19 protein-coding genes are annotated in these 23,883 nt (G+C 53.8%); 6 read left to right on the top strand and 13 right to left on the bottom strand.

Annotated elements, in window-relative coordinates; all coding sequences use genetic code 11:
* Window positions 1-5 precede the first annotated feature (5 nt).
* From ribE to nrdR, 3 genes are all read right to left on the bottom strand, one after another.
* On the bottom strand, window positions 6-476 hold the full coding sequence (gene ribE / locus ED901_RS12015; protein WP_056771010.1) for a 6,7-dimethyl-8-ribityllumazine synthase: 471 nt from the start codon (window positions 474-476) through the stop codon (window positions 6-8).
* Window positions 477-602: 126 nt separating this feature from the next.
* Window positions 603-1,751 (bottom strand): bifunctional diaminohydroxyphosphoribosylaminopyrimidine deaminase/5-amino-6-(5-phosphoribosylamino)uracil reductase RibD, encoded by a 1,149-nt coding sequence (gene ribD / locus ED901_RS12020; RefSeq protein ID WP_122096016.1) that lies wholly within the window; start codon window positions 1,749-1,751, stop codon window positions 603-605.
* A 9-nt stretch (window positions 1,752-1,760) separates the two neighbouring features.
* A complete protein-coding gene (gene nrdR, locus ED901_RS12025) occupies window positions 1,761-2,210 on the bottom strand; it encodes a transcriptional regulator NrdR (protein WP_056771003.1) in 450 nt (149 codons plus the stop codon).
* Between the two features lie 158 nt (window positions 2,211-2,368).
* On the opposite strand from nrdR, the gene ED901_RS12030 reads away from it, so the two are divergent.
* Window positions 2,369-2,935: a DUF3251 domain-containing protein gene (locus ED901_RS12030; RefSeq protein WP_122096017.1), complete on the top strand. Its 567-nt coding sequence runs from the start codon at window positions 2,369-2,371 to the stop codon at window positions 2,933-2,935.
* Between the two features lie 67 nt (window positions 2,936-3,002).
* Here ED901_RS12030 and secF read toward each other — a convergent pair whose 3' ends face one another.
* The 5 genes from secF to queA form a co-directional block, all read right to left on the bottom strand.
* The gene (secF, locus tag ED901_RS12035) at window positions 3,003-3,974 is read right to left on the bottom strand and encodes a protein translocase subunit SecF (protein WP_056770996.1); all 972 of its coding nucleotides are present in this window, start codon (window positions 3,972-3,974) and stop codon (window positions 3,003-3,005) included.
* A 10-nt stretch (window positions 3,975-3,984) separates the two neighbouring features.
* Window positions 3,985-5,832, bottom strand: coding sequence for a protein translocase subunit SecD (gene secD / locus ED901_RS12040; RefSeq protein ID WP_072158037.1), 1,848 nt, complete (start codon window positions 5,830-5,832; stop codon window positions 3,985-3,987).
* Between the two features lie 27 nt (window positions 5,833-5,859).
* The gene (gene yajC, locus ED901_RS12045; RefSeq protein ID WP_056770992.1) at window positions 5,860-6,192 is read right to left on the bottom strand and encodes a preprotein translocase subunit YajC; all 333 of its coding nucleotides are present in this window, start codon (window positions 6,190-6,192) and stop codon (window positions 5,860-5,862) included.
* Window positions 6,193-6,358: 166 nt separating this feature from the next.
* Window positions 6,359-7,483: a tRNA guanosine(34) transglycosylase Tgt gene (gene tgt / locus ED901_RS12050; RefSeq protein WP_056770989.1), complete on the bottom strand. Its 1,125-nt coding sequence runs from the start codon at window positions 7,481-7,483 to the stop codon at window positions 6,359-6,361.
* A 111-nt stretch (window positions 7,484-7,594) separates the two neighbouring features.
* Entirely contained in the window at window positions 7,595-8,665 is a 1,071-nt protein-coding gene (queA, locus tag ED901_RS12055; RefSeq protein WP_056770988.1) for a tRNA preQ1(34) S-adenosylmethionine ribosyltransferase-isomerase QueA, read from the bottom strand.
* A gap of 132 nt (window positions 8,666-8,797) precedes the next feature.
* Between queA and ED901_RS12060 the strand changes: the two genes are divergently transcribed.
* From ED901_RS12060 to ggt, 3 genes are all read left to right on the top strand, one after another.
* Window positions 8,798-9,379 (top strand): ACP phosphodiesterase, encoded by a 582-nt coding sequence (locus ED901_RS12060; protein WP_056770986.1) that lies wholly within the window; start codon window positions 8,798-8,800, stop codon window positions 9,377-9,379.
* A gap of 223 nt (window positions 9,380-9,602) precedes the next feature.
* Entirely contained in the window at window positions 9,603-10,205 is a 603-nt protein-coding gene (locus ED901_RS12065) for a peroxiredoxin C (protein WP_013576674.1), read from the top strand.
* A gap of 267 nt (window positions 10,206-10,472) precedes the next feature.
* A complete protein-coding gene (gene ggt, locus ED901_RS12070) occupies window positions 10,473-12,224 on the top strand; it encodes a gamma-glutamyltransferase (protein WP_056770983.1) in 1,752 nt (583 codons plus the stop codon).
* Window positions 12,225-12,294: 70 nt separating this feature from the next.
* Here ggt and proY read toward each other — a convergent pair whose 3' ends face one another.
* The 5 genes from proY to phoB all read right to left on the bottom strand — a co-directional run bounded on the left by proY (window position 12,295) and on the right by phoB (window position 19,024).
* Window positions 12,295-13,713 carry a proline-specific permease ProY gene (proY, locus tag ED901_RS12075; protein ID WP_122096018.1) on the bottom strand — a complete coding sequence of 473 codons (1,419 nt, stop codon included), beginning with the start codon at window positions 13,711-13,713 and terminating at the stop codon, window positions 12,295-12,297.
* A 149-nt stretch (window positions 13,714-13,862) separates the two neighbouring features.
* Entirely contained in the window at window positions 13,863-15,182 is a 1,320-nt protein-coding gene (gene brnQ, locus ED901_RS12080) for a branched-chain amino acid transport system II carrier protein (protein WP_056770977.1), read from the bottom strand.
* Window positions 15,183-15,624: 442 nt separating this feature from the next.
* Complete coding sequence (locus ED901_RS12085) at window positions 15,625-16,728, bottom strand: cobalamin-independent methionine synthase II family protein (protein WP_056770973.1); 1,104 nt, start codon at window positions 16,726-16,728, stop codon at window positions 15,625-15,627.
* Between the two features lie 265 nt (window positions 16,729-16,993).
* Window positions 16,994-18,313: a phosphate regulon sensor histidine kinase PhoR gene (phoR, locus tag ED901_RS12090; RefSeq protein ID WP_122096019.1), complete on the bottom strand. Its 1,320-nt coding sequence runs from the start codon at window positions 18,311-18,313 to the stop codon at window positions 16,994-16,996.
* Window positions 18,314-18,334: 21 nt separating this feature from the next.
* On the bottom strand, window positions 18,335-19,024 hold the full coding sequence (gene phoB / locus ED901_RS12095; protein WP_056770970.1) for a phosphate response regulator transcription factor PhoB: 690 nt from the start codon (window positions 19,022-19,024) through the stop codon (window positions 18,335-18,337).
* A gap of 216 nt (window positions 19,025-19,240) precedes the next feature.
* Between phoB and sbcD the strand changes: the two genes are divergently transcribed.
* Window positions 19,241-20,479 carry an exonuclease subunit SbcD gene (gene sbcD, locus ED901_RS12100; RefSeq protein ID WP_122096020.1) on the top strand — a complete coding sequence of 413 codons (1,239 nt, stop codon included), beginning with the start codon at window positions 19,241-19,243 and terminating at the stop codon, window positions 20,477-20,479.
* Window positions 20,476-23,724, top strand: coding sequence for an exonuclease subunit SbcC (gene sbcC / locus ED901_RS12105; protein WP_122096021.1), 3,249 nt, complete (start codon window positions 20,476-20,478; stop codon window positions 23,722-23,724). Before sbcD ends, sbcC begins: the two co-directional genes overlap by 4 nt.
* The last annotated feature ends 159 nt before the right edge of the window (window positions 23,725-23,883 follow it).

The following is a 23,883-nucleotide window of genomic DNA, read 5'->3' on the forward strand; positions in this document are numbered from 1 at the left end:
TAGATTCAGGCCTTAATAGCCTTGATAACATTAATCATTTCAAGCGCGGTCAGTGCAGCTTCTGCACCCTTGTTACCGGCTTTTGTCCCTGCGCGTTCAATGGCTTGTTCGATGCTTTCTGTCGTCAGCACACCAAAGGCAACCGGGATTTCGCTGTTCATGGCAACGCTGGACAGGCCAGAGCTGCATTCGCCCGCGACGAATTCAAAGTGGGCTGTGCCCCCGCGGATCACTGTACCGAGCGCAACAACGGCGTCGTACTTTCCGCTTTCAGCCAGAGCACGGGTTGCCAGGGGCAATTCGTATGCGCCCGGGACCCAGACTACGGTGATGTTGTCATCGCTGACCTGACCAATACGTTTCAACGCATCAATAGCACCGGAAAGCAGGCTGTCGTTGATGAAATTGTTAAAACGAGCAATCGCGATCGCTACGCGCGCGTTAGGCGTGGCTACAACACCTTCAATAACGTTCATAGTTTTCCTTAAAGTGGGTTCAGGAGTTTCTCAACCCCAGCCGCAGGGGGGCGGATTCTATCATAAAATTACCCTGTCTGGACACGGGCTTTTCAAACCCGTGCAAACAGAGGAGGAGTAAAATGCTCAGTACACCGGCTTCAGACGTAAACGCAGGTCCGGGCCAATCTGCCGGACATCACTGAAAACGAATTCCGGCGCATCTTTCAGATGCTGCAATCCGGGCAGTTCGCACAGTGCGCGGCCATTATCACCCAATAACTTAGGTGCCATATAAACGATTAATTCATCAACCAGACCCGCTTGTAATAAGGCTCCGGCAAGTTGAGCGCCGGCTTCCACCCAGATGGAATTTACCTGACGTTTCGCCAGTTGCATCATAAGCAGAACCAGATCGATGCGATTTTCGCGTCCCGGAACGCACCATTGTTCAACGGAATCAGGCCAGGCCAGCTGATCTTTTTCAAGACGGGCCAGCAGAACGTCGCCGGGTAAATTCACCAGCTGATGCTGTGGCGTCACGCGGTTCTGGCTGTCGAGGATAATTCTCAGCGGCTGGCGAAGGCTCTGCTCAGGGTAAACGGCCTGCACATCACTGCCCAGTTCGCACCAGCGCACATTCAGCGAGGGATTATCGGCCAGCACCGTGGCGCTGGTGCTCAGAACCGCTGAGCTTTCTGCGCGAAAACGCTGCACGTCAGCGCGCGCCGCCGACGAGGTGATCCACTGACTTTCGCCGGAGGCCATCGCCGTTCGGCCATCCAGCGATGCGCCCATTTTCAGTTGTACGTAAGGGAAACCGGTGCGCATGCGTTTCAGAAAGCCGAGATTGACGGCTTCCGCCTGCGAATGCATCAGCCCATGGCTGACATCCACGCCATTTTGCTTCAGACGGTATAACCCTCGCCCGGCAACTTCCGGATTAGGATCCTGCATCGCTGCCACAACCCGGGTGATGCCTGCCGCCAGTAAAGCATCGGCACAAGGCGGCGTGCGGCCATGATGGCTGCACGGTTCGAGTGTCACATAGGCCGTCGCGCCTCTGGCTTTTTCACCGGCCATGCGCAGCGCATGGACTTCGGCATGAGGCTCACCGGCACGCAAATGGTAGCCTTCACCGACGATTTCCCCCCCGGAGACAATGACACAACCGACGTTGGGATTCGGTGTGGTGGTGAAACGCCCGCGACGCGCCAGCTCGAAAGCGCGCGCCATAAAGCGTTCATCGGAGGGTAATTCAGCAGATTGTGGTGCAGCAGGCTGTTCGGGGAACATCAGTTTTCCTTAATCCTGAAGACGGGCGATCTCTTCACCAAATTCACGAATATCTTCAAAGCTGCGATAGACCGATGCGAAACGAATGTAGGCCACTTTATCCAGCCCTTTCAGGGCATCCATCACCAGATTGCCGATCATCTTCGCGGGAATTTCACGCTCGCCGGTGGCGCGCAGCTGCGACTTAATGTGGCTGATGGCGGTTTCAACATCGTCAGAACTGACCGGCCGTTTTTCCAGCGCTTTCAGTAAGCCGCCGCGTAATTTATCTTCGTTAAAGGGTTCGCGGACTTCATTGCTTTTAATGACACGCGGCATCACCAGTTCCGCCACTTCAAAAGTGGTGAAACGTTCATGGCACACCAGGCACTGACGGCGACGGCGAACCTGCGATCCGTCACCCACCAGGCGGGAATCAATCACTTTAGTATCAACAGCAGCACAAAATGGGCAATGCATAGCACTTCCTGATCGCGAACTCAATTGGACATCAGTTTAACCCGAAGTGTGCAGACAACAAAGGCTGTCGCTACTTTCATCGACATCGGGTTAAACTTAGGCTCTCTATTAGTGCCCGGACGGATGTTGCATCGGGCAGAAGAAAGGAAATCTCTGATATGACGAAACACCCTCGCCTTTGGCTTATCGGCGCCACGTTGCTGAGCCTGCAGGGCTGCGCGCAGCAAAATCCACAGCTGCCGGAATTGAAATCGGAAGTGGGTCAGCTGAATCAGAAACTGCAACGGCTGACCGATTTGGCGGTCGCACTTGAACAGCAAACCACGCTGAACCGGCAGTCCAGCAATGGCGTCTATTTGCTGCCTGCGGCTAAGAGCCCTGCCCTGCTGAAAAGTGATCTGGGTGAGCTGACCGTGACGTTGTTGCGCGTGGCACCGGATGCCAGCGGGTTACAAGCGGTGCTAGAAGTGAAAAACGATGCCGGCAATCCGCTGCCGCCATTTACCGCGTCACTGAGCTGGGGCCAGCTGGATCCGGTCACCGGCAAACCGCTGACCGTCGATATGCAAACCCAAAACATCAACGTGGAAGCGGATTTGCTGCCCGGACCGGTGAAAACCTTCGAGGTGAAATTCAGTCAGGTCACGATGGAAACGCTGGGCTTTGTCCATCTGCACAATATTGTCGCCACGGTACCGCCTTCTGCCGCCACAGTTCAGCCATAACATCCCGAATTTCAGGCAAAAAAAACCCCGCAGCGCGGGGTTTTTTGATCACTGAACCATCAGCAGATTAAGGCAGAATCGAAGGCTGATCTGCACCTTCTTTTTCCACTTTTTGCTGCAACATGTGTTCACGCTTCATACCCAGTTTCAGGGCCAGCGCCGAAGCAACATATATCGATGAAGCCGTACCGATTGAAACACCAATCAACATGGTCAGTGAGAAACCACGCAGCAATGCACCACCAAACAAATACAGCATCAGGATCACGACTAACGTGGTACCGGATGTGATCAATGTTCTGTGCAACGTCTGGGTCAACGACACGTTAAAGATTTCGTAAGATGTCCCGCGACGGATCTTGCGGAAGTTCTCACGAATACGGTCCGATACGACGATGCTGTCGTTAAGCGAGTAACCGATAACCGACATCAGTGAAGCAACGATGGTCAGGTCAACCTCGATATGGAATAACGAGAGCACACCCATGGTGATCACAACGTCGTGAGCAAGCGCGATAACAACACCTGCCGCCAGACGCCACTCGAAGCGGAAACCGACGTAAACCAGGATAGCGATCAATGCCACTAACAGCGCCATCGCACCATTTTGCGCCAAATCAGCCCCTACGCTTGGGCCGACGAACTCGATACGTTTCACCTGGGCATTCTGGCTGGTCGTTTCGTTAATCACGCTAAGAACTTTAGCACCCAGTTCCTGGCCGCCTGTTTCACCCTTAGTCGGTGGCATACGAACCATGATGTCGCGGCTGCTACCAAAATTCTGTACCAGCGGTTCTGCAAAGCCTGATTTCTCAAGCGAAGCGCGCATCATGTCCAAATCCGCAGGTTTTTCCAGCGAGATTTCAATAACCGTACCGCCGGTGAAATCCAGACCCCAGTTAAAACCTTTCACACCGATAATGGCGATAGAAAGGATCAACAGGAAACCAGAGATACCGAAAGCCCAGTAATCCCAGCGCATAAAGTCATAGACTCTACGGCCGTGGTTTAATTGTTCAACAGTATATTCCTGTGCCACAACGCACTCCTCAGATAGACAGCTTTTTGATGCGCTTGCCGCCGTACAACAGATTTACGAGGGCACGAGTACCGACGATTGCGGTAAACATTGACGTCGCTACACCAATACCGGTTGTAATCGCAAAGCCTTTAATTGCCCCGGTGCCGACGGCATACAGGATGATGACCTTGATTAGCGTCGTGACGTTGGCATCAAAGATGGAGCTGAACGCGCCTTTGTAACCTTCATCAATAGCCTGCTGTACTGAACGTCCGTTACTAAGTTCTTCCTTAATACGTTCGTTGATCAGTACGTTGGCATCCACCGCTACGGCAAGGGTTAATACGATACCCGCAATACCCGGCATCGTGAGTGTTGCCCCAGGTATCAGAGACATGATCCCAACAATAAGCACCAGGTTAGCAATCAGCGCAGAGGTCGCAATCAGACCGAACTTCTTATAGAAGAACAACATGAAGATAATTGAGACCACAAGTCCTGCCAGACAGGCTTCCAGACCTTGCTTGATATTTTCCATCCCTAAGGTCGGGCCGATGGTACGTTCTTCAACAATCTGGATTGGCGCGATCAACGCACCGGCGCGCAGCAGCAGAGACAGCTGACGGGCTTCATTCGGATCGTTTACACCGGTGATACGGAAGCTGTTACCCAGACGTGACTGAATCGTCGCCACGTTAATAACTTCTTCCTGTTTCGCCAGAATTGAACGGCCATTGGCATCTTTCTTACCGCTGTCTTTGTACTCCACAAACAGGGTAGCCATCGGTTTACCGATGTTATCCTTAGTGAAGTTAGACATGGCGTTACCGCCAGCGCTGTCGAGAGAGATGTTAACCTGCGGCTGATTGTACTCATCCATGCTGGAGGTGGAGTCAGTGATATGGTCACCGGTCAGGATCACGCGTTTGTACAAGACAACCGGGCGGCCTTCACGGGTATTTTTCACTTCGCTGTCACCCGGCACGCGGCCAGACGCTGCAGCAGTGGCATCCACATTGGTATTCACCAGACGGAATTCCAGTGTCGCCGTGGCGCCCAGAATTTCTTTCGCACGCGCCGTATCCTGAATACCCGGCAGCTCAACGACGATACGGTCAGAACCCTGACGTTGTACCAGCGGCTCTGCCACACCCAGTTGGTTTACACGGTTACGCAGGATGGTGATGTTTTGCTGAACGGCATACTCGCGGGCTTCATTCATGCGAGCATCAGTCATCACCACGCGAATGGCGTTATCGCCGCTGTTGGTGATCACTAAATCGCGGTGACGTGGGCTCAGGTAGCTGACCGCAGAATCGCGGGTGGCAGCATCACGAAAACGCACTTCAACGCCATAGTTGTCGAGCTTACGCACCGTGGCATAAGGAATATTCTTGTCGCGCAGATCGCTGCGCATGTTGTCCATCGTCTGCTCTTGCAGCTTACTCAGCGCAGTATCCATATCCACTTCCATCAGGAAGTGCACACCACCACGTAAGTCGAGGCCCAGCTTCATCGGCTCGGCGCCCAGCATGCTCAACCAGCGCGGCGTTGCCGGTGCCAGGTTAAGTGCAATAACAAACTTGTCGCCCAGCGCTTCAGTCAGCGCTTCACGTGCACGAAGCTGTACATCCGTGTCTTTGAAACGGGCAAGAATAGCGCCATTCTCCAGAGCAACTGATTTGATCTGGATTTTGCTTTGATCTAATACGTTACGGACTTGGTCCAGCGTTGCTTCACTGGCGTCGGAACCCCGAGCACCAGTGATTTGAACAGCCGGATCCTCACCATAAAGGTTGGGAAGTGCATAAAGCAGCCCGACGATGACCACAACGATCAGCATCAGATACTTCCACGCAGGATAACGGTTTAACACGGCAGTTCCCTTCGGGAAAATCGAAAATTAGATAGACTTCATCGTGCCTTTTGGCAGGACAGCTGCCACGAAGTCACGCTTGATCATCACTTCGTTAGTGTCGTTCAGTGCGATGACGACATAGCCAGTTTCAGCCACTTTCGTTACGCGACCGATCAGGCCACCGGTGGTCATCACTTCGTCACCTTTACCGATGGAATCCATCAGTTTTTTGTGTTCTTTAGAACGTTTCTGCTGCGGGCGCAGGATCATGAAATAGAAAATCAGACCAAAAACCACCAGCATAATAACCAGAGAGTAAGGACTTCCCTGTGACGGTGCGCCGGAAGCTGCGACAGCATCGGAAATGAAAAGACTCATTTAAATTCCCTCATTGTTGTTGTGAAGCAAAATAGTTGTTGTAAAAAAAACCGTATTTCCAAAATGGAGTCTGGCGATGAAACGTCTCGCACAATACCCCATTATGACGGCTCAACAAATGATAAAATCGGCACCGCCTTTCGGAGATGCCGACACGACTAAGAAATCAGAAGTTTAAAGGCGGAACCGGTTTGCCTTTACGCTCGTAGAAGTCTGTCACAAAGAGCTCTAATTTACCCTCTTCAATAGCCTGGCGTAAACCGGCCATCAAACGCTGGTAATAGCGCAAATTGTGGATGGTATTCAAACGGGCACCCAGAATTTCGTTGCAACGGTCGAGATGATGCAAGTAGGCGCGGCTATAATTGCGACATGTGTAGCAATCACAGTGTTCATCCAGCGTTGTCGTATCAGATTTATACTTGGCATTTCGGATTTTGACGATGCCATCGGTGACAAATAAGTGACCGTTACGCGCGTTACGCGTTGGCATAACACAGTCAAACATATCCACACCGCGACGCACGCCTTCCACCAAATCTTCCGGTTTGCCGACGCCCATCAGATAACGAGGTTTGTCTTCCGGGATTTGCGGGCAAACGTGCTCAAGGATACGGTGCATGTCCTCTTTCGGCTCGCCTACCGCCAAACCGCCCACAGCGTAACCATCAAAGCCGATATCTACCAGCCCTTTTAATGATACATCTCGTAAATCTTCGTAAACGCTGCCCTGAATAATCCCGAACAAAGCATTCTTATTATTCAATTCGTTGAAGCGATCGCGGCTGCGTTTTGCCCAGCGCAAAGACATCTCCATGGAGCGTTTTGCGTAATCCCAGTCAGCAGGATACGGCGTACATTCGTCGAAGATCATCACGATGTCAGAACCGAGATCGTATTGGATCTCCATGGATTTTTCCGGGCTCAGGAAGACCGGATCGCCGTTGATCGGATTGCGGAAATGTACACCCTCTTCTTTGATTTTACGCATCGCCCCCAGGCTGAACACCTGAAAGCCGCCGGAATCGGTGAGGATCGGGCCGTGCCAGTTCATGAAATCGTGCAGATCGCCATGCAGTTTCATGATTTCCTGACCCGGGCGCAGCCACAGGTGGAAAGTGTTGCCCAGCAGGATTTGCGCGCCGGTATCTTTAACTTCTTCCGGGGTCATGCCTTTTACGGTGCCGTAAGTGCCTACTGGCATAAATGCCGGGGTTTCGACCACGCCACGTTCAAAGACCAGACGTCCGCGACGTGCGCGGCCATCGGTAGTGCTTAATTCGTACTTCACATTGCCTCCAGCATCAGAGAAACAGTCTGATGAGGTTAAGTCCGTGGCATGACGCCCGGAAAAGAAAGCCCGGATACACCGAGTGCGTCCGGGCGGGTAGTTACAAAAACGTTACTGGCCGACCACTTCCTGCGGCGCCAGCGGGTTACGGTTGATGAACATTGCATCACCATAACTGAAGAAACGGTACTGCTCTGCGACAGCCTGATGGTAGGCATTCATCGTATTTTTATAACCGGCAAACGCAGACACCAGCATGATCAACGTCGATTCAGGCAGATGGAAGTTAGTGATCAGGGAATCAATCACCTGATAGTGATAACCCGGATAGATGAAGATCTTAGTATCGCCGAAGAATGGCGCAATCAGCGCATCTTCGCTGGCTTTCGCGGCACTTTCCAGCGAACGCACAGAGGTGGTGCCCACGGCCACGACTTTATTACCGCGCGCTTTACACGCCAGCACGGCATCAACCACGTCCTGCGGCACTTCGGCATACTCGGCGTGCATAATGTGGTCTTCAATAGTGTCCACACGCACCGGCTGAAAGGTGCCCGCGCCCACGTGCAGCGTCACAAAAGCGAACTCCACGCCTTTGGCTTTCAGCGCATCCATCAGCGGCTCATCGAAATGTAAACCGGCGGTCGGCGCGGCGACGGCACCCGGACGTTCGCTGTAGACGGTCTGATAAAGTTCGCGGTCGGCATCTTCATCAGGGCGGTCGATATACGGCGGCAGCGGCATATGGCCGATTTCGTTGAGCAGAGTAAAGACATCACGATCTTCATTAAATTCCAGCTCAAACAGCGTATCGTGACGGGCCACCATGGTGGCTTTAATGTCTTCTTTATCACCGAGCAGCAATTCTGCCCCCGGTTTAGGGGATTTGGACGCACGAACGTGCGCCAGAACGCGGTGCGAATCGAGCACCCGCTCGACCAGCACTTCAATCTTGCCGCCGCTGACCTTACGGCCAAACACGCGGGCCGGGATCACACGGGTATTGTTAAATACCAGCAAATCGCCAGGCAGGATTTTATCGAGAATATCGGTGAACACGCCGTGCGTTAACTCACCGCCCGGCCCGTCCAGAGACAACAAACGACAGCCGCTGCGCTGGGTTTGCGGATAGCGGGCAATCAGGGATTCAGGGAGTTCAAAAGAAAAATCGGCAACACGCATGGTTTTTCACTTCACTTTAACGACAAAAACAGGCGGCTTAGTCTAGTGGGACGAGGCATCCCCTGCAAGCTTCTGCGCGAATAAAGGCGGCCACCCTGTCAGGGATCACATTTACTGCGTTATACTCGGCCAATGAATTTTTTAGCTCACCTCCATCTGGCCTCTCTGGCCGACAGCTCCCTGTTAGGCAATCTGCTGGCGGACTTCGTTCGCGGCAACCCTGAAGGGCAATATTCCGATGACATCGTCAGCGGGATCCGCATGCACCGCCGCGTAGATACCCTCACCGATTCCCTGCCGGAAGTCAGAATTGCGCGCAGCTATTTCCGTGATGATTTTCGCCGCGTATCACCCATTACTCTGGACGTCGTGTGGGACCATTTTCTCTCCCGCCACTGGGCCAGCATTCATCCGCAGCAATCCCTGGAAGATTTTCTTGACGACTGTCAGCAGGAAATTGAACCGCAGCTGCCTGAAATGCCTGAGCGTTTCCGGAATCTGAATGCTTATCTGTGGCCGGAACGCTGGATGGAACGTTATGCCGCGCTGCCTTTTATAGGTGACGTATTACGCGGCATGGCCAGCCGTCGGCCAAAGCTCAGTGCACTGACCGGCTCATTCCATGATATCGAACTGAATTACGACGCCCTCGAACAGCTTTTTTGGCAGTTTTATCCGGTCATGATGCAACAGGCGAAAGACCGGCAAATCTGACAAACCGCGTTGAATTTGTGAGAATGAACACAATATTTTGCAATTAAGTGTCTGTTGTTAAAGAACGATGGGACATACTTCAAAAACTGATAGCCGGATGCTATCTGATTGATTGGCGCGATGGGGTTTATTCACTTCGGGCTTGCCCCTATACTGGCAGTCGTTTTGTTCACCCTTTCCTCTCACCTACGACGCCCTTTTGGGTTTCATAAGGAGTAATATTATGGTTCTGGTAACTCGCCCAGCCCCTGACTTCACCGCAGCAGCAGTACTTGGCAGCGGCGAAGTAGTTGAAAACTTCAACTTCAAAAAACACACTGCAGGCAAACCAACTGTTATCTTCTTCTGGCCAATGGACTTCACTTTCGTCTGCCCTTCTGAACTGATCGCGTTTGATCACCGTTACGAAGAATTCCAGAATCGTGGCGTAGAAGTAGTAGGCGTGTCCTTCGACTCCGAGTTCGTTCACAACGCATGGCGTAACACCCCTGTTGAGAAAGGCGGCATCGGTCCTGTTAAGTACGCGATGGTTGCTGACATCAAACGCGAAATTCAGAAAGCTTACGGTATCGAACATCCGGACGCTGGCGTTGCACTGCGCGGTTCCTTCCTGATCGACAAAGAAGGCGTTGTACGTCACCAGGTAGTGAACGATCTGCCACTGGGTCGTAACATCGACGAAATGCTGCGTATGGTTGACGCGCTGCAATTCCACGAAGAGCACGGCGAAGTGTGCCCGGCTCAGTGGGAAAAAGGCAAAAAAGGCATGGGCGCATCTCCGGATGGCGTGGCTAAATACCTGTCTGAAAACGCGTCAAACCTGTAATCCCTTCACGGATTTCACGTTCAATAACGGTCAGCTTTGCTGGCCGTTTTTTTATGCCTGCCGTCCGGCGGGATCACATTTTTTCCCCTTCCTTTCCTTACGCTCCTCTTTTTACGTCTACGCTGAAAACGACATGTTTCGTTCACAATGGCGTGCGCTTTGCATCATTTCCTCAGGCGAACGGAACACAGTCGTCATAAAAAAAGTGATATCACACAATAACCTGAAGGTTATGACTTAAAAGACAGGGTTAAAACAGGAGCCTATATGTTACGGAAATCACTCATCGCACTCACCATGCTGACCAGCCTGCCGCTGTACGCCGCGTCCAGTCCTGCGGTGGAAGCCAAAAACGGCATGGTCGTCACCTCGCAATATCTGGCCTCTCAGGTCGGCGTCGATATTTTGAAAATGGGCGGTAACGCCATTGATGCCGCCGTGGCTGTCGGCTACGCGCAGGCCGTCGTCAACCCATGTTGTGGCAACATTGGCGGCGGTGGCTTTATGACGGTGCATCTGGCCGACGGAAAAGACACTTTTATTAACTTCCGGGAAATGGCACCTGCGGCCGCCAGCGCCAATATGTATCTGGATGCCGACGGGAATGTGAAAAAAGGCGCAAGCCTTTACGGCTATCTGGCCGCTGGCGTGCCGGGCACGGTATTGGGCATGGATACCGTCCAGAAGGAATACGGGACGCTGACACGTCAGCAGGTCATGGCACCGGCCATAAAACTCGCACGTCAGGGTTTCGAACTGACCCGCGCCGATACCGATATTCTCGACACCAAGGTCGATCGCTTCAAAGAGGATCCTGAAGCAGCGCGCATCTTCCTGCGCAAAGATGGCAGCGCGTTGCAGCCCGGCGATAAACTGGTGCAAACCGACTTAGCCGACACGCTGGAAGCCATTTCGAAAAACGGCCCGGACGCTTTCTATAAAGGAAAAATCCCGCAGGCGGTCGAAGCTGCCTCTAAAAAAGGCGGCGGCATCCTGACGGCCGCAGATTTCGCCAATTATAAAGTCACCGAAGATACGCCGGTTTCATGCAGCTACCGTGGCTATAAATTCGTGTCTGCGCCACCGCCAAGCTCCGGCGGCGTCACGATGTGCGAAATCCTCAACATTGTGGAAGGCTATGATCTGAAAAGCATGGGGTTCAATTCAGCGGCGTCGATTCACGTCATGACCGAAGCCATGCGTCATGCTTATATGGATCGTAATACTTACCTCGGCGATCCGGCGTTTGTGAAAAATCCTGTCGATCGTCTGATCAGCAAAAGTTACGCCGAAGAAATCCGTAAAAAGATAGAAGCGGATAAAGCCACCCCATCGACTGCCGTTCAGCCGGGCATGGAACCTCACGAAAAACCGGAAACGACGCACTATTCCATCGTCGATAAAATGGGTAACGCCGTCTCCACCACCTACACCATCAATGGTCTATTTGGTTCTGTGGTGATCGCGCCCGGCACCGGTTTTTTCCTCAACGACGAAATGGATGATTTCACGGTAAAAGTCGGTGAGAAAAACCTCTTCGGTCTGGTCCAGGGCGTTAAAAATTCCATCGCCCCCGGTAAGCGCCCACTATCGTCGATGAGCCCGAGTCTGGTGACTAAAGACGGTAAAATCTTTATGGTTCTGGGATCGCCGGGCGGTTCACGCATCATCACCATTACGTTGCAGTCCGCGCTCAATGTCATCGACCACGGGATGGCACCGCAGGAAGCCGTGAACGCACCACGTATTCACCACCAATGGCTGCCGGACGAAGTGTATTACGAGCAGCGCGGCGTTTCTCCGGACAGCCTGAACATCCTGCAGAAGATGGGCTATAAAATGGTGGAACAGACGCCGTGGGGCGCGACGGAGTTGATTATGGTGGGGTTACCGGGCGCCGCAGGCGTCACCTCTGCCACTTCAGGTAATGACTCGGCGGTATCAGGCAAGGTTCGCGAAGGTTATCTCTATGGCGCGAATGATGTGCGGCGGCCAGCAGGCGCGGCCATCGGCTATTAACTGACAACAAAAAGCCCCCGATACCTTGAAGATATCGGGGGCTTTTTTTTACCGAAAGGTAAGTGCTTGCTTACTTGCTCAGTGACACTGCCTGCTTCTTGCGGTCATTACGCAGCTTGAAGGCATACCCTATCAGCAGGGCGGCAACCCACACCATACCGACGTAAAGCGACACGCGGGTATCCGGGAAGTAACCAATCAGGCCGATGATAAACACCAGGAAGATAATACCGAACACCGAGGTATACACGCCGCCACGCAGCGGGAACTCGAGCTCTTTAACCTGCTGCTTGCTCAGCTTGCGACGAAAACCAATCTGGGAGAACAGGATCATTATCCACACCCAGACGGTCGCAAAGGTCGCCAGAGACGCGATCACCAAAAACACATTCGAAGGCATGATGTAGTTGAGGTAAACCGCAATCAGCAACGCGGCCATCATCACCAGCACCGTGACCCACGGAGTGCCCAGACGCGACACTTTGCTGAACATTTTAGGCGCCTGCCCCTGCTTTGCCATTCCGTGCAACATACGGCCCACGCCAAACACATCGCTGTTGATAGCCGACAACGACGCAGTGATCACCACGAAGTTCAGAATACCGGCCGCCGCAGTGATCCCCATATGCTGGAATGTCAGTACAAACGGACTCCCCTGCGTACCGATCTGATTCCACGGGAAAATCGACATGATGACAAACAGAGTGCCCACGTAAAACACAAGAATACGCAGCGGAACCGAGTTAATGGCTTTCGGAATCGACTTCTTCGGATCTTCCGCTTCACCGGCCGTAATACCAATGATTTCAATGCCGCCATAAGCGAACATCACCAGCTGTAACGACAGGATAGTCCCCATGATGCCCTGGCTGAAGAATCCGCCGTGGCTCCACAAATTATGGATACCTGTTGCCTGGCCGCCATTACCGATGCCCCAGAAGATAATGCCGAAACCCGCCACAATCATGATGATAATCGTCAGCACTTTGAAGAAGGAGAACCAGAACTCCAGCTCGCCGAACACCTTCACACTGACTAAATTGATCGCGCCGATGATCAGCACGACGCTGAGCACCCACGTCCACTGCGGCACATCCGGGAACCAGACGCCCATATAAATGCCGAAGGCAGTAACGTCGGCGATCGCCACAATGAGGATTTCGAAACAGTAGGTCCAGCCAGTGATATAGCCCGCCATTGGCCCGAGGTAGTCCTGGGCATAACGTGAGAACGAACCGCTTTGCGGGTTATGCACCGACATTTCGCCGAGTGCGCGCATGATGATAAAGGCGATGATGCCGCCGACCAGATATGCCAGCAATACACTGGGCCCTGCCAGTTTGATGGCATCCGCCGATCCATAAAACAGCCCGGTTCCGATGGCTGATCCCAATGCCATAAAGCGAATATGACGCGTTGTCAGACCGCGTTTTAGCTTCGTGCCCGGCGCTTCTGGCTGCCCGGTTGGTTGTTCAGCTGATTCTTGCATGTACCTTAACCCGTCTCTGTATTTTAAAAATCACAATGCCAATTCAAAAAAAACACCTGCACCCTGCCAATGAAAAAGCCACGGAAATGGTTTCCGTGGCCTGATTGGCGAACAATTCACTCAACTACTGTGGAACTTTCACCCGATAATTATTGATGCGCCGTGACGCTGCGCGGGCCACTGATTTTGTCATAGATCCCCACCAGCACCAGCATTAATACTGACGGCGGTAACCAGGCAAGACCTTGTGCAGCCAGTGGCAGGTTCGCAGTCCAGGCAGGCATGATATCAGCAAAGGCCGAGGTTTTGATGCCATCAACAATACCGAACACCAGACTGACCAGCATGACCGGCGCCACGATGCGCGTCGTATTATTCCACCAGCGCAGGGTGAAGCTCAAGACCACCAGCGCGATACATGGCGGGTAAATGGCCGTCAGCACCGGAATTGAAATCTGAATCAGATGGCTCAGGCCGAGGTTGGACACCAGCATGGAGAACAGACCCAGAATGAACACCAGTGTTTTGTAAGACAGCGGCAGGTACTGAGCAAAGAACTCCGCACAGGCACAGGTCAGGCCAACCGCCGTCACCATACAGGCGATGAAAATCAGCGCGCCGAGGAAGAAGCTGCCGACGCCACCAAAGGTATGCGCCACATAAGCATGCAGGATCACCGCGCCGTTAGTCGCGCCAGGAACCAGTGATGCACTGTTTTCGCCAAGTTTGAACAGGCTGAGATAGACCAACACCAGACCTAAACCGGCGATCAACCCAGCCAGAATAGTGTAACGGGTCAGCAACTTAGCATCAGACACACCGCGTGAACGGGCGGCATTAACGATCACAATCCCGAACACCAGCGCTCCCAGCGTATCCATCGTCAGATACCCGTTTACGAAGCCACTTGAGAAGGGAACCGTTTGATAAGCATCGACCGCAGGCATTGTCTGGCCGGCAGGCCACAGCAGTGCGGCAACGCCCAGCGCAGCCAGTGCAACCATTTTCAACGGCGCGAGGAAATGCCCGACGGTATCGAGCAGACGGCCCGGATACAGGGAAATGCCGATCACCAGCGCAAAATAAATCACGCTATAAATCAGCAGAGGCAGCGGGCCGTCACCGGTCATCGGCGCGATCCCCACTTCAAAGGAAACGGTCGCGGTGCGTGGCGTAGCAAACAGCGGGCCCACGGCAAGATAGCAGACGGTGGCCAGCAAAATACCGGCACCACGGCCAATCGGAGAGCTCAGGGCGTCAACACCGCCCCCGACACGCGCCAAGGCAATGACGGTCATCACCGGGAGGCCGACGGCTGTGATCATAAACCCGGCAGCAGCCCACCAGACTTCAGGACCGGCCTGCAGGCCAACCATTGGCGGGAAAATAATGTTTCCGGCCCCGACGAATAAAGCGAAGGTCATGAAACCTAACGCCAGAATATCTTTATTTGTTAAACGAGTACTCATGATTGGTGTCGTGTTGCCTGTTCAAATGAATAAAGTGTCCGTTGCTGTCGTCGTGCTGCTCGGTCAGAAGGATGAATGGCGAACAAAGCCAGAGAGCACCAAAATGAAGCCGGAAGGAGCCTAAAACGCCTGATGATATGCAGATGATTACGTTGTTATGCAGGGAGTATCGAGCGACAGCGGGGGCTAAGGTAAACGTTTATAGCGCAGAAAGGCAAGCCGAGATCCAAAAAGCAGAGTCTTCAACCAGATTAATGCTTTAGAGCAGCGATTATCACTAAATACAGCCACAAACACGCAATATGATATGTATGATTTTTGAACGAAGTAAGCACAAGATATGCCCCGAAAAGGCAAAAAGTGCGTGAAATCACCACGAACGGGCAATTTCACGCACGATATCCAGCAGATTAATGAGGTCAATAAATAACCGGCGACGCCTTTACCAGACGCGCGCAGCGATATCGACGACCAGTTTTAATTTTTCCCACTGCTGCGCTTCGGTCAGGCTGTTGCCCTCTTCTGTCGAGGCGAAACCACACTGCGGGCTGAGGCAAATCTGGTTGATATCCAGATACTCAGCCGCTTCTGCAAGACGCGCTTCCACCGTTTTCGCCAGCTCCAGTTCGCCGGATTTTGTGGTGATCAATCCCAGAACCGCCTGCTGATGGCCTTTTTTGATGAAGCGCAGCGGCTCGAAACCACCGGAACGCTCGTTGTCATATTCAAGGAAGAAAGCATCGATGTTCACGCCGCCAAACAGGATCTCCGCGACCGGTTCATAGCCACCTTCTGAAATCCAGGTGGAGCGGAAGTTGCCACGACAAACATGCAGACCAATCACCAGATCGTCGGGTTTCCCGGCAATGGCTTTATTCAGCACGTCAGCGTAAGTGCGTGCTAACTCTTCCGGAGAATCCCCACGTTCGCGGATTTGCTTCTTCTGATCTTCTGAACACAGGTACGCCCAGACCGTGTCGTCGAGTTGCAGATAACGGCAACCGGCATCGTAAAACGCCCTGATGGCGTCACGGTAAACCTGTGCCAGATCGTCAAAATACGCTTTCAGGTCGGGGTAAACCTCTTTGCTGATGGCGTCACGGCCACCGCGAAAATGCATCACACTCGGACTTGGAATGGTCATTTTGGGCACCGCGCTGCCGCTGATGCTTTTCAGGAAGCGGAAATCTTCCAGCATCGGGTGTGCGCCAAAACCGAGTTTACTGACCACTTTGATGCTGCGTGCTTTCGTTTGTACGCCGTTGAACTGGATCCCCTGCACCGCGTCGTAACCTTCCACGCCGTCCAGCCCTTCGAAGAAATCGAAGTGCCACCACGCCCGGCGGAATTCGCCGTCAGTGACCACTTGCAGACCGGCTTCACGCTGCAAATCCACCACGCGACGAATTTCAGTGTCTTCCACAGCGCGCAGCTGAGCGGCATCAATCTCGCCGGCCTGAAACTGTTTACGCGCTTCTTTAATCGCCAGCGGGCGCAGAAAACTGCCGACAACGTCGGCGCGGAATGGAGGGGTTGTACGTTGCATGCATGACTCCTTTTAGGCACCCCGCGGCGTATGGCGGAATACCAATGATTTACAAAGTAAATAATTGCGTTGCGTTATATATAGACATCTGGATGTCTAAACGTCTTTGATTGGATAGTGTCATGCAGCACGCTTATCAGCAACAGAGGAATCTTCATGGGACGTGAATAAAATTCACGTTAGTGGGAAGAATGTTCATTTAGAGGAAATGTTCATTTGGAAGAGTAAGAAAGCCTGAAATCCGCAGATAACAGGCTTGAGAGGATTAAGGCTTAATGGAAGCTTGCGCACCGGCGTCTTGCGGAACAATCAACCGCGGCGCCAGCGTAAACATAAAGCGGGTGCCGACACCCACTTCGCTCATGACTTCCAGCCTGGCGTTGTGATGGCTCAGGGCATGTTTGACGATCGCTAAGCCCAGCCCGCTGCCACCGGTCTGGCGGGAGCGCGCTTTGTCTACGCGATAGAAACGTTCGGTCAGGCGCGGAAGGTGCTGAGGCGCAATACCCGGCCCGTTGTCGCTTATCTGGAACTGCGCGCCGTGCGGCGTTTGCTGCCAGTTGACTTCAATGCGGGTGCCCGCCGGGGTGTGATTGACCGCGTTGTACACCAGATTGGAAACCGCGCTGCGCAGTTGATCTTCGTTGCCAAAGACCTTCAGCTTGTCGTTTATACGGAATACGACCTCATGCTGACCGCCGCTCAGCGTCTGCACTTCACGCTCCAGCATGCCGAGCATCACCGGAATATCGACTTTCTCGTGCAAATCCATATTGGCAGAAGCTTCTATTTTCGACAGCGTCAGCAGCTGTTTTACCAGCCCGTCCATGCGTCGCGTCTGCTCCTGCATGGTATCCAGCGCTTTGGAACGAAACGGCTCTTCCAGCTTGGCGTCTTCCATCATTTCCAGATAGCCCTGCAAAACGGTCAGCGGCGTACGCAGCTCATGGCTGACGTTAGCGAAGAAGTTGCGTCGCGCGCCCTCGAGCTGACGCATCTGCGTGACATCCCGCGCCACCATCAGTAATTGCCCTTCAGAATAAGGCATCACGCGAAACTCCACGTAATGCTCATTATTCAGCTGAAGATTCAGTGCACGGCTGAAATCCCGGGCCTGGATCCAGGCGCGAAACTCCGGATAGCGCAAAAGGTTAAAGATGTGCTGCCCGTTGTCTTCCGGCCAGCGAAAGCCGAGCAGTTCCTGCGCCAGACCGTTACACCAGAAAATATTGCCCTCTTCGGTGGTCAGCACCACTGCATCAGGTAACGATTCTGCACCGCTGCGAAAACGTTTAATTAATTGCCCTAATTCGCGACGACGACGACGGTTACGCATCTGCATCTGGTTCAGCCCGTAGAAAAGCGGCTCCCAGCTCCAGCGCCCGTTTGGCGGGGTGATGCTGCGGTCAAGCCACAGCCAATGTGAGAGTTTAAGCTGGTTGTAATAGTTCCAGCCCAGCGCCGCCAGCAGCGACGCAAAGAGAAGCCAGCCAAAATGGCCGACAAAAATGCCGAGAATGATCGCTGGCAGGCAAAAGAGGAAAAATTCGCCGGCCAGCCGTTTCCATGACAAACGTTCTAACACACAGATTCTCCGCTGTGGGGATTAATAACGCGTTGAGAAACGGTATCCCGTGCCACGGACAGTCTGAATCATTCTGTCATGTCCACTGGTTTCCAGCGCTTTACGTAAACGACGAATATGCACGTCCACGGTGCGATCTTCCACATAAACGTTAGTGCCCCAGACGTTATTCAGCAACTGTTCGCGGCTGTAAACACGTTCTGAGTGGGTCATAAAGAAGTGTAATAATTTGAATTCGGTCGGCCCCATGTCGAGCGCCTGCTCGTTGGCCATCACCCGGTGAGAGGAAGGATCCAGGCTCAGCCCCTGCATGTCGATCACCTCTTCCACCGCCATCGGAGAAATGCGGCGCATTACCGCTTTGATGCGGGCAACCAGTTCTTTCGGAGAAAACGGTTTGGTGATGTAATCATCGGCACCCACTTCGAGGCCGCGCACCCGATCTTCTTCTTCACCGCGTGCGGTCAGCATCATCACCGGGATTTCGCGGGTCAGGGCTTCACGTTTAAGGTGCTTAATAAACTGAATACCGGAACCGCCCGGTAACATCCAGTCGAGCAGGATAAGCTCAGGATAAGGCTCGACCAGCTGGGCCACCGCGGAATCAAAATCTTCAGCTTCAACAGCCTGATAGCCATTTTGTTCCAGTACAAAACACACCATTTCACGAATAGGAGCTTCGTCTTCAACCACTAATATACGTCTAGCCATCGTAGGTCCTGCCAATAGGTTAGCGATCTTTTATTTGATTGCGGGCGCCATTATGCGTCAGTTTTGTGACAGATTTATGAATAGAAAGGATGGTTCATTACCCGGCAATTTAACAGCCATCTTGCTGAAATGCGTCCGATTTTCTCAGGACATCGTCCCCCGTCGGCGTTTATACTTTGCGCCATTGTTACCGCACCGCGAACCACAGGGAGTTTCATGCGCCTGATCCACACCTCAGACTGGCATCTTGGCCAGTATTTCTTTACCAAAAGCCGCGCCGCCGAGCACCAGGCCTTTCTGCGCTGGCTGACGGAACAGGTGGAAAATCATCAGGTTGATGCCGTGATCGTGGCCGGTGACATTTTCGATACCGGCTCACCGCCGAGCTATGCCCGCGAACTGTATAACCGCTTCGTGGTGGAATTACAACGCACCGGCTGTCAGCTGATTGTGCTGGCCGGTAATCATGATTCCGTCGCCACGTTAAATGAGTCCCGCGAGCTGCTTTCCTGTCTCAATACCCGGGTGATCGCCACCGTCGGCGAAGATCTGTCTGAGCAAGTGCTGGTGTTAAATCAGCGCAATGGTACGCCGGGAGCCGTACTGTGCGCGATCCCCTTTTTACGCCCGCGCGATTTAATCGCCAGTCAGGCAGGGCAATCCGGCAGCGACAAACAGCTGGCCTTACAGGAAGCCATTGCCGCGCATTATGATGCGCTGTGCCACGCTGCGCAGGCCAAACGCGACCAACTGGGTCTGCCGCTGCCGATCATCGCCACCGGCCATCTGACCACCGTTGGCGTCAGCACCTCTGATTCCGTGCGCGACATCTATATTGGGACTCTTGATGCCTTTCCGGCGCAGGCGTTCCCGCCGGTAGATTACGTCGCGCTCGGCCATATCCACCGCGCGCAGTGCGTGGCGAAAACGGAACATATCCGTTACAGCGGTTCCCCTATTCCGCTCAGTTTTGATGAGCTGAGCAAAGCCAAAAGCGTCTATCTGCTGGATTTCGACGGTGCCACGCTCAACGCCATCGACACGCTGGAGATCCCCGTTTTCCAGCCGATGCAAATCATCAAAGGCTCGCTGGCGGAGATTGAACAGCAGCTGGCGCACTTCACCGGAGGCGATGCCACAAAACCGGTCTGGCTGGATATTGAAGTGGCGACGCAGGATTATCTCAGCGACATTCAGCGCCGCATTCAGGCGCTGACCGCCGAACTGCCGGTGGAGGTCGTGTTACTGCGCCGCAGTAAAGAACAACGGATTCACAGCATCGATCAGCAGGAAAAAGAGACCCTCAGCGAGCTGAGCGTCAGCGACGTTTTTGAGCGCAGATTGTCGCTGGAAGCGGATACGGATGAACCGCGCCAGACGCGGATGCGCACGCTGTTCGCCCAGGTTGTCGAACAGGTCACCAGCGGTCAGAGCACGGAGGGCAGCGCACAATGAAAATTCTCAGCCTGCGTTTAAAAAACCTGAACTCGCTGGCAGGCGAATGGAAAATTGATTTCACCGCCGAGCCGTTCGCCAGCAACGGTTTATTCGCCATCACCGGCCCGACCGGTGCGGGGAAAACCACCCTGCTCGACGCCATCTGTCTGGCGCTGTATCACCAGACGCCACGCCTGAACGTCACGCCAAGTCAGAATGAACTGATGACCCGCCATACCGCCGAATCACTGGCCGAAGTGGAGTTTGAAGTGAAAGGCATCGGCTATCGCGCATTCTGGAGCCAGCGACGCGCGAAAAACTCACCGGACGGCAATTTACAGGCGCCAAAAGTCGAGCTGGCCTTGCTGGCCGACGGCAAAATTCTGGCGGATAAAGTGCGCGATAAACTTGATGCTATCGCCGAACTGACCGGACTGGATTTTGGCCGTTTCACCAAATCGATGATGCTGTCGCAGGGCCAGTTCGCGGCGTTTCTGAATGCCGACGCTAACGACCGCGCCGAACTGCTGGAAGAACTCACCGGTACCGAAATCTACGGTCTGCTGTCCGAACGCGTGTTTGAACAACATAAAGAGGCACGCGTCACCCTGGACGGTTTGCATCAACGCATGGCCGGTATCGAACTGCTTAGCGAAGAACAGCGCCAGGCGCTGGAAACAGAACTGACTGAGCTGAACGCACAGGAAATCAGCCTCAGCCGGCAGGCGCAGCAGCGCCAGCAGGATCTTAACTGGCTGCAACAGTGGCAGCAGGTGCAGCAAAAACTTCAGCAGTCTCAGCAGCAACTGAGCGCCGCCGAGCAGGAAAATTTGGCTGCCGCGCCGCAATTGCAGCAGCTGGCACGTAGCGAACCGGCAGAAAAACTGCGTCCGTTACTCAATGATCGCCAGCGTTGTCAGGATGAATCGCAACGTCTTGTGCAGCAACTGGCGCAGCTCACGCAGCAACAGGAACAGCAAATTGCACAAATGACGCCGCTGACTCTGGCGGTGGAACAGGCGCAAACCGCACGGCTGAAACAGGCGGAAGAACAGCGTCAGACGCAGACGCTGATTGAAGAAAAAATCCTGCCGCTGGATGGCGAAATTATCCAGTGGCGTAAATCACTGGCCGATACGCAACAGTCGGTCAGTGACGTGCAGAAACTGGTCAGTGAGCATAACGCGACGCGGGTGCAAATGACCGCCGAACGTCAGAAACTGGACGAAGAAAGCCGCCAGCATCAGACCCGCCAGACCGCGCTGACCGAGGCGCTGAACGCCGCACAACAGCGTCAGGCTGAGCTGGAAAAACAGCATCCGCTGGCAGCATGGCAGAAACGGCAAACAGAGCTGGCGCAGCTGCGCCCGGTGCGCCAGCAGCTGTATTCACTCGCGCAGATTTTCCCTCAGCTGAACCAGCGCGTGCAGCAACAGCAAAAAGATTTGGCGCAATATCAGACGCAGCTGGCCGAAGAAGAACTGCGTCTGGGCGCGATCCGCCTGCAATGTCAGAAACAGCTGGAGCACCTGAACGACGTCAAAGCATTGCATAAACAGGAAATGCTGATCGTCAGCCTTGAAGCTGAACGAGCCAATCTGCAAAGCGGCAAAGCCTGCCCGCTGTGCGGTTCCACATCCCATCCGGCCATTGAACACTATCAGGAGGTTAAACCTTCTGAAACGGCGCTGCGAGTCGAGAAAATGCAGCTGGAATTCGATGCGGCAAAAGCCAGCGGCATTGAGCTGGCAGCGAAAATCAAAAGTCTGAAAGAACAGCAAACACGCGTGCAAACCCAGCTGGAGCAGGAAAGCCAGCAACTGAATGCGCATACCGAAAACTGGCAGCGACTCAGCGCGCCGCTGAACCTGACATTCGGATTGCAGGATACCCTGGCCATTCAGCAGTGGCTGGCGGAACGCGACGAAGAAGAACAGCAGTCACAGGATCTGATTAACCAGCACGAACAGCTGGCGCGGGCGTTGCAGCAGGCGAAAGATGCCCTGAATGACGCCCTGAACGCGCAGCAGAAAGTGCAGCAGCAAAGCGTGTTGCTGACCGAACGCGTTACCCGACTGGAAGAGACGCAGGCAAAAACTCAGCAGGACTTTGCGCGGCTGCAAAAGCTGTTCACGGAAGGTGAGAAATCTCTTTCTGAACTGAATGCCAAACGCCTTGAACTGTTCGGTGACCGCCAGGTGGCGCAGGTTCGCGAGCACTTACATCAGCAACAACAGGCGGCGGAAAAAGCGGTCAGTGACGCACAGGGCGCGCTGCAAAAAGCGCAGGAACTGCGCGATAAGCTGGCCGGTCAGCTGGCGAGTACGCAGCAGCAACAGTTGCAGGCTACGGAGCAATTGAAGCGGGCGGAACAGGTGTGGCAACAAGCGCTGAGCGCCAGCGGATTTGCCGATGAAGCCGCGGTGACACTGGCCCTGCTCGACGATGTACTGCATCAGCAACTTCAGCAGCGCAAAGAACATCTGCAACAACAGCTGGCGCAGGCGAACGCATTGCTGAGCGATGCCAAAGCACAGCTGGAAAAACATCGTCTTGCCCGCCCTGCCCATCTGAGTGAAACAGAAAACGATCTCGAAGCCCTGACGGCGCAACAGGCGGAACTGGCGCAACAACTGAAAGCCTTACAGCAACGTTTGGGCGAAATAACCAATAAACTCAACGACGATAAAGCGCGAAGCGGCAACCAACAGGCGTTGATCGCTCAGATTGCGCAGGCACAGCTGACGTGTGACGACTGGGGCTATCTGAATCAGATGATTGGCTCCAGCGACGGCGCGAAATTCCGTAAATTCGCGCAAGGGCTGACGCTCGATCACCTGGTGTATCTGGCGAACCGTCAGCTGGAAAAACTGCATGGCCGTTATCTGTTGCAGCGTAAAACCAGCGATGCGCTTGAATTGCAGGTGGTCGATACCTGGCAGGCCGATGCGGTGCGCGATACCCGCACGCTCTCCGGCGGCGAAAGTTTCCTGGTCAGTCTGGCACTGGCGCTGGCGCTCTCCGATCTGGTGAGCGATAAAACCCGTATCGATTCGCTGTTCCTCGACGAAGGTTTCGGCACGCTCGATGCCGACACGCTGGACACGGCGCTCGACGCCCTCGACAGCCTGAATGCCTCAGGTAAAACCATCGGTGTGATCAGCCATGTGGAAGCCATGAAAGATCGCATTCCGGTGCAAATCAAAGTCACCAAAGTGAACGGGCTGGGTGTCAGCCGCCTGAGCAGTGAATTTAAAGTCTGAACGTCAACCCGCAGGCCATCCCGCTAGCAATCTTGCTACCGGTTGCCCTGCGGTGGATCCCCTCTCTGCGCATCCGCACAATAATCGCACCGTTACGGTGCGTCACAGCCTGTCAACCTGCTGAATTATCGGTTATTTCCTTCGGGTAACGATCTGGCA

The sequence above is a fragment of the Rahnella sp. Larv3_ips genome (assembly GCF_003697865.1).
Lineage (GTDB): Bacteria > Pseudomonadota > Gammaproteobacteria > Enterobacterales > Enterobacteriaceae > Rahnella > Rahnella rivi.

Bases quoted from the DNA above. Each gene is read 5' to 3' on its own strand.
- ggt (WP_056770983.1), top strand. From the start codon at position 10,473: ATGTTACGGAAATCACTCATCGCACTCACCATGCTGACCAGCCTGCCG.
- proY (WP_122096018.1), bottom strand. From the start codon at position 13,713: ATGCAAGAATCAGCTGAACAACCAACCGGGCAGCCAGAAGCGCCGGGC.
- ED901_RS12085 (WP_056770973.1), bottom strand. From the start codon at position 16,728: ATGCAACGTACAACCCCTCCATTCCGCGCCGACGTTGTCGGCAGTTTT.
- sbcC (WP_122096021.1), top strand. From the start codon at position 20,476: ATGAAAATTCTCAGCCTGCGTTTAAAAAACCTGAACTCGCTGGCAGGC.
- ED901_RS12030 (WP_122096017.1), top strand. From the start codon at position 2,369: ATGACGAAACACCCTCGCCTTTGGCTTATCGGCGCCACGTTGCTGAGC.
- yajC (WP_056770992.1), bottom strand. From the start codon at position 6,192: ATGAGTCTTTTCATTTCCGATGCTGTCGCAGCTTCCGGCGCACCGTCA.
- ribE (WP_056771010.1), bottom strand. From the start codon at position 476: ATGAACGTTATTGAAGGTGTTGTAGCCACGCCTAACGCGCGCGTAGCG.
- sbcD (WP_122096020.1), top strand. From the start codon at position 19,241: ATGCGCCTGATCCACACCTCAGACTGGCATCTTGGCCAGTATTTCTTT.
- phoB (WP_056770970.1), bottom strand. From the start codon at position 19,024: ATGGCTAGACGTATATTAGTGGTTGAAGACGAAGCTCCTATTCGTGAA.
- ribD (WP_122096016.1), bottom strand. From the start codon at position 1,751: ATGTTCCCCGAACAGCCTGCTGCACCACAATCTGCTGAATTACCCTCC.
- ED901_RS12060 (WP_056770986.1), top strand. From the start codon at position 8,798: ATGAATTTTTTAGCTCACCTCCATCTGGCCTCTCTGGCCGACAGCTCC.
- nrdR (WP_056771003.1), bottom strand. From the start codon at position 2,210: ATGCATTGCCCATTTTGTGCTGCTGTTGATACTAAAGTGATTGATTCC.
- queA (WP_056770988.1), bottom strand. From the start codon at position 8,665: ATGCGTGTTGCCGATTTTTCTTTTGAACTCCCTGAATCCCTGATTGCC.
- ED901_RS12065 (WP_013576674.1), top strand. From the start codon at position 9,603: ATGGTTCTGGTAACTCGCCCAGCCCCTGACTTCACCGCAGCAGCAGTA.
- brnQ (WP_056770977.1), bottom strand. From the start codon at position 15,182: ATGAGTACTCGTTTAACAAATAAAGATATTCTGGCGTTAGGTTTCATG.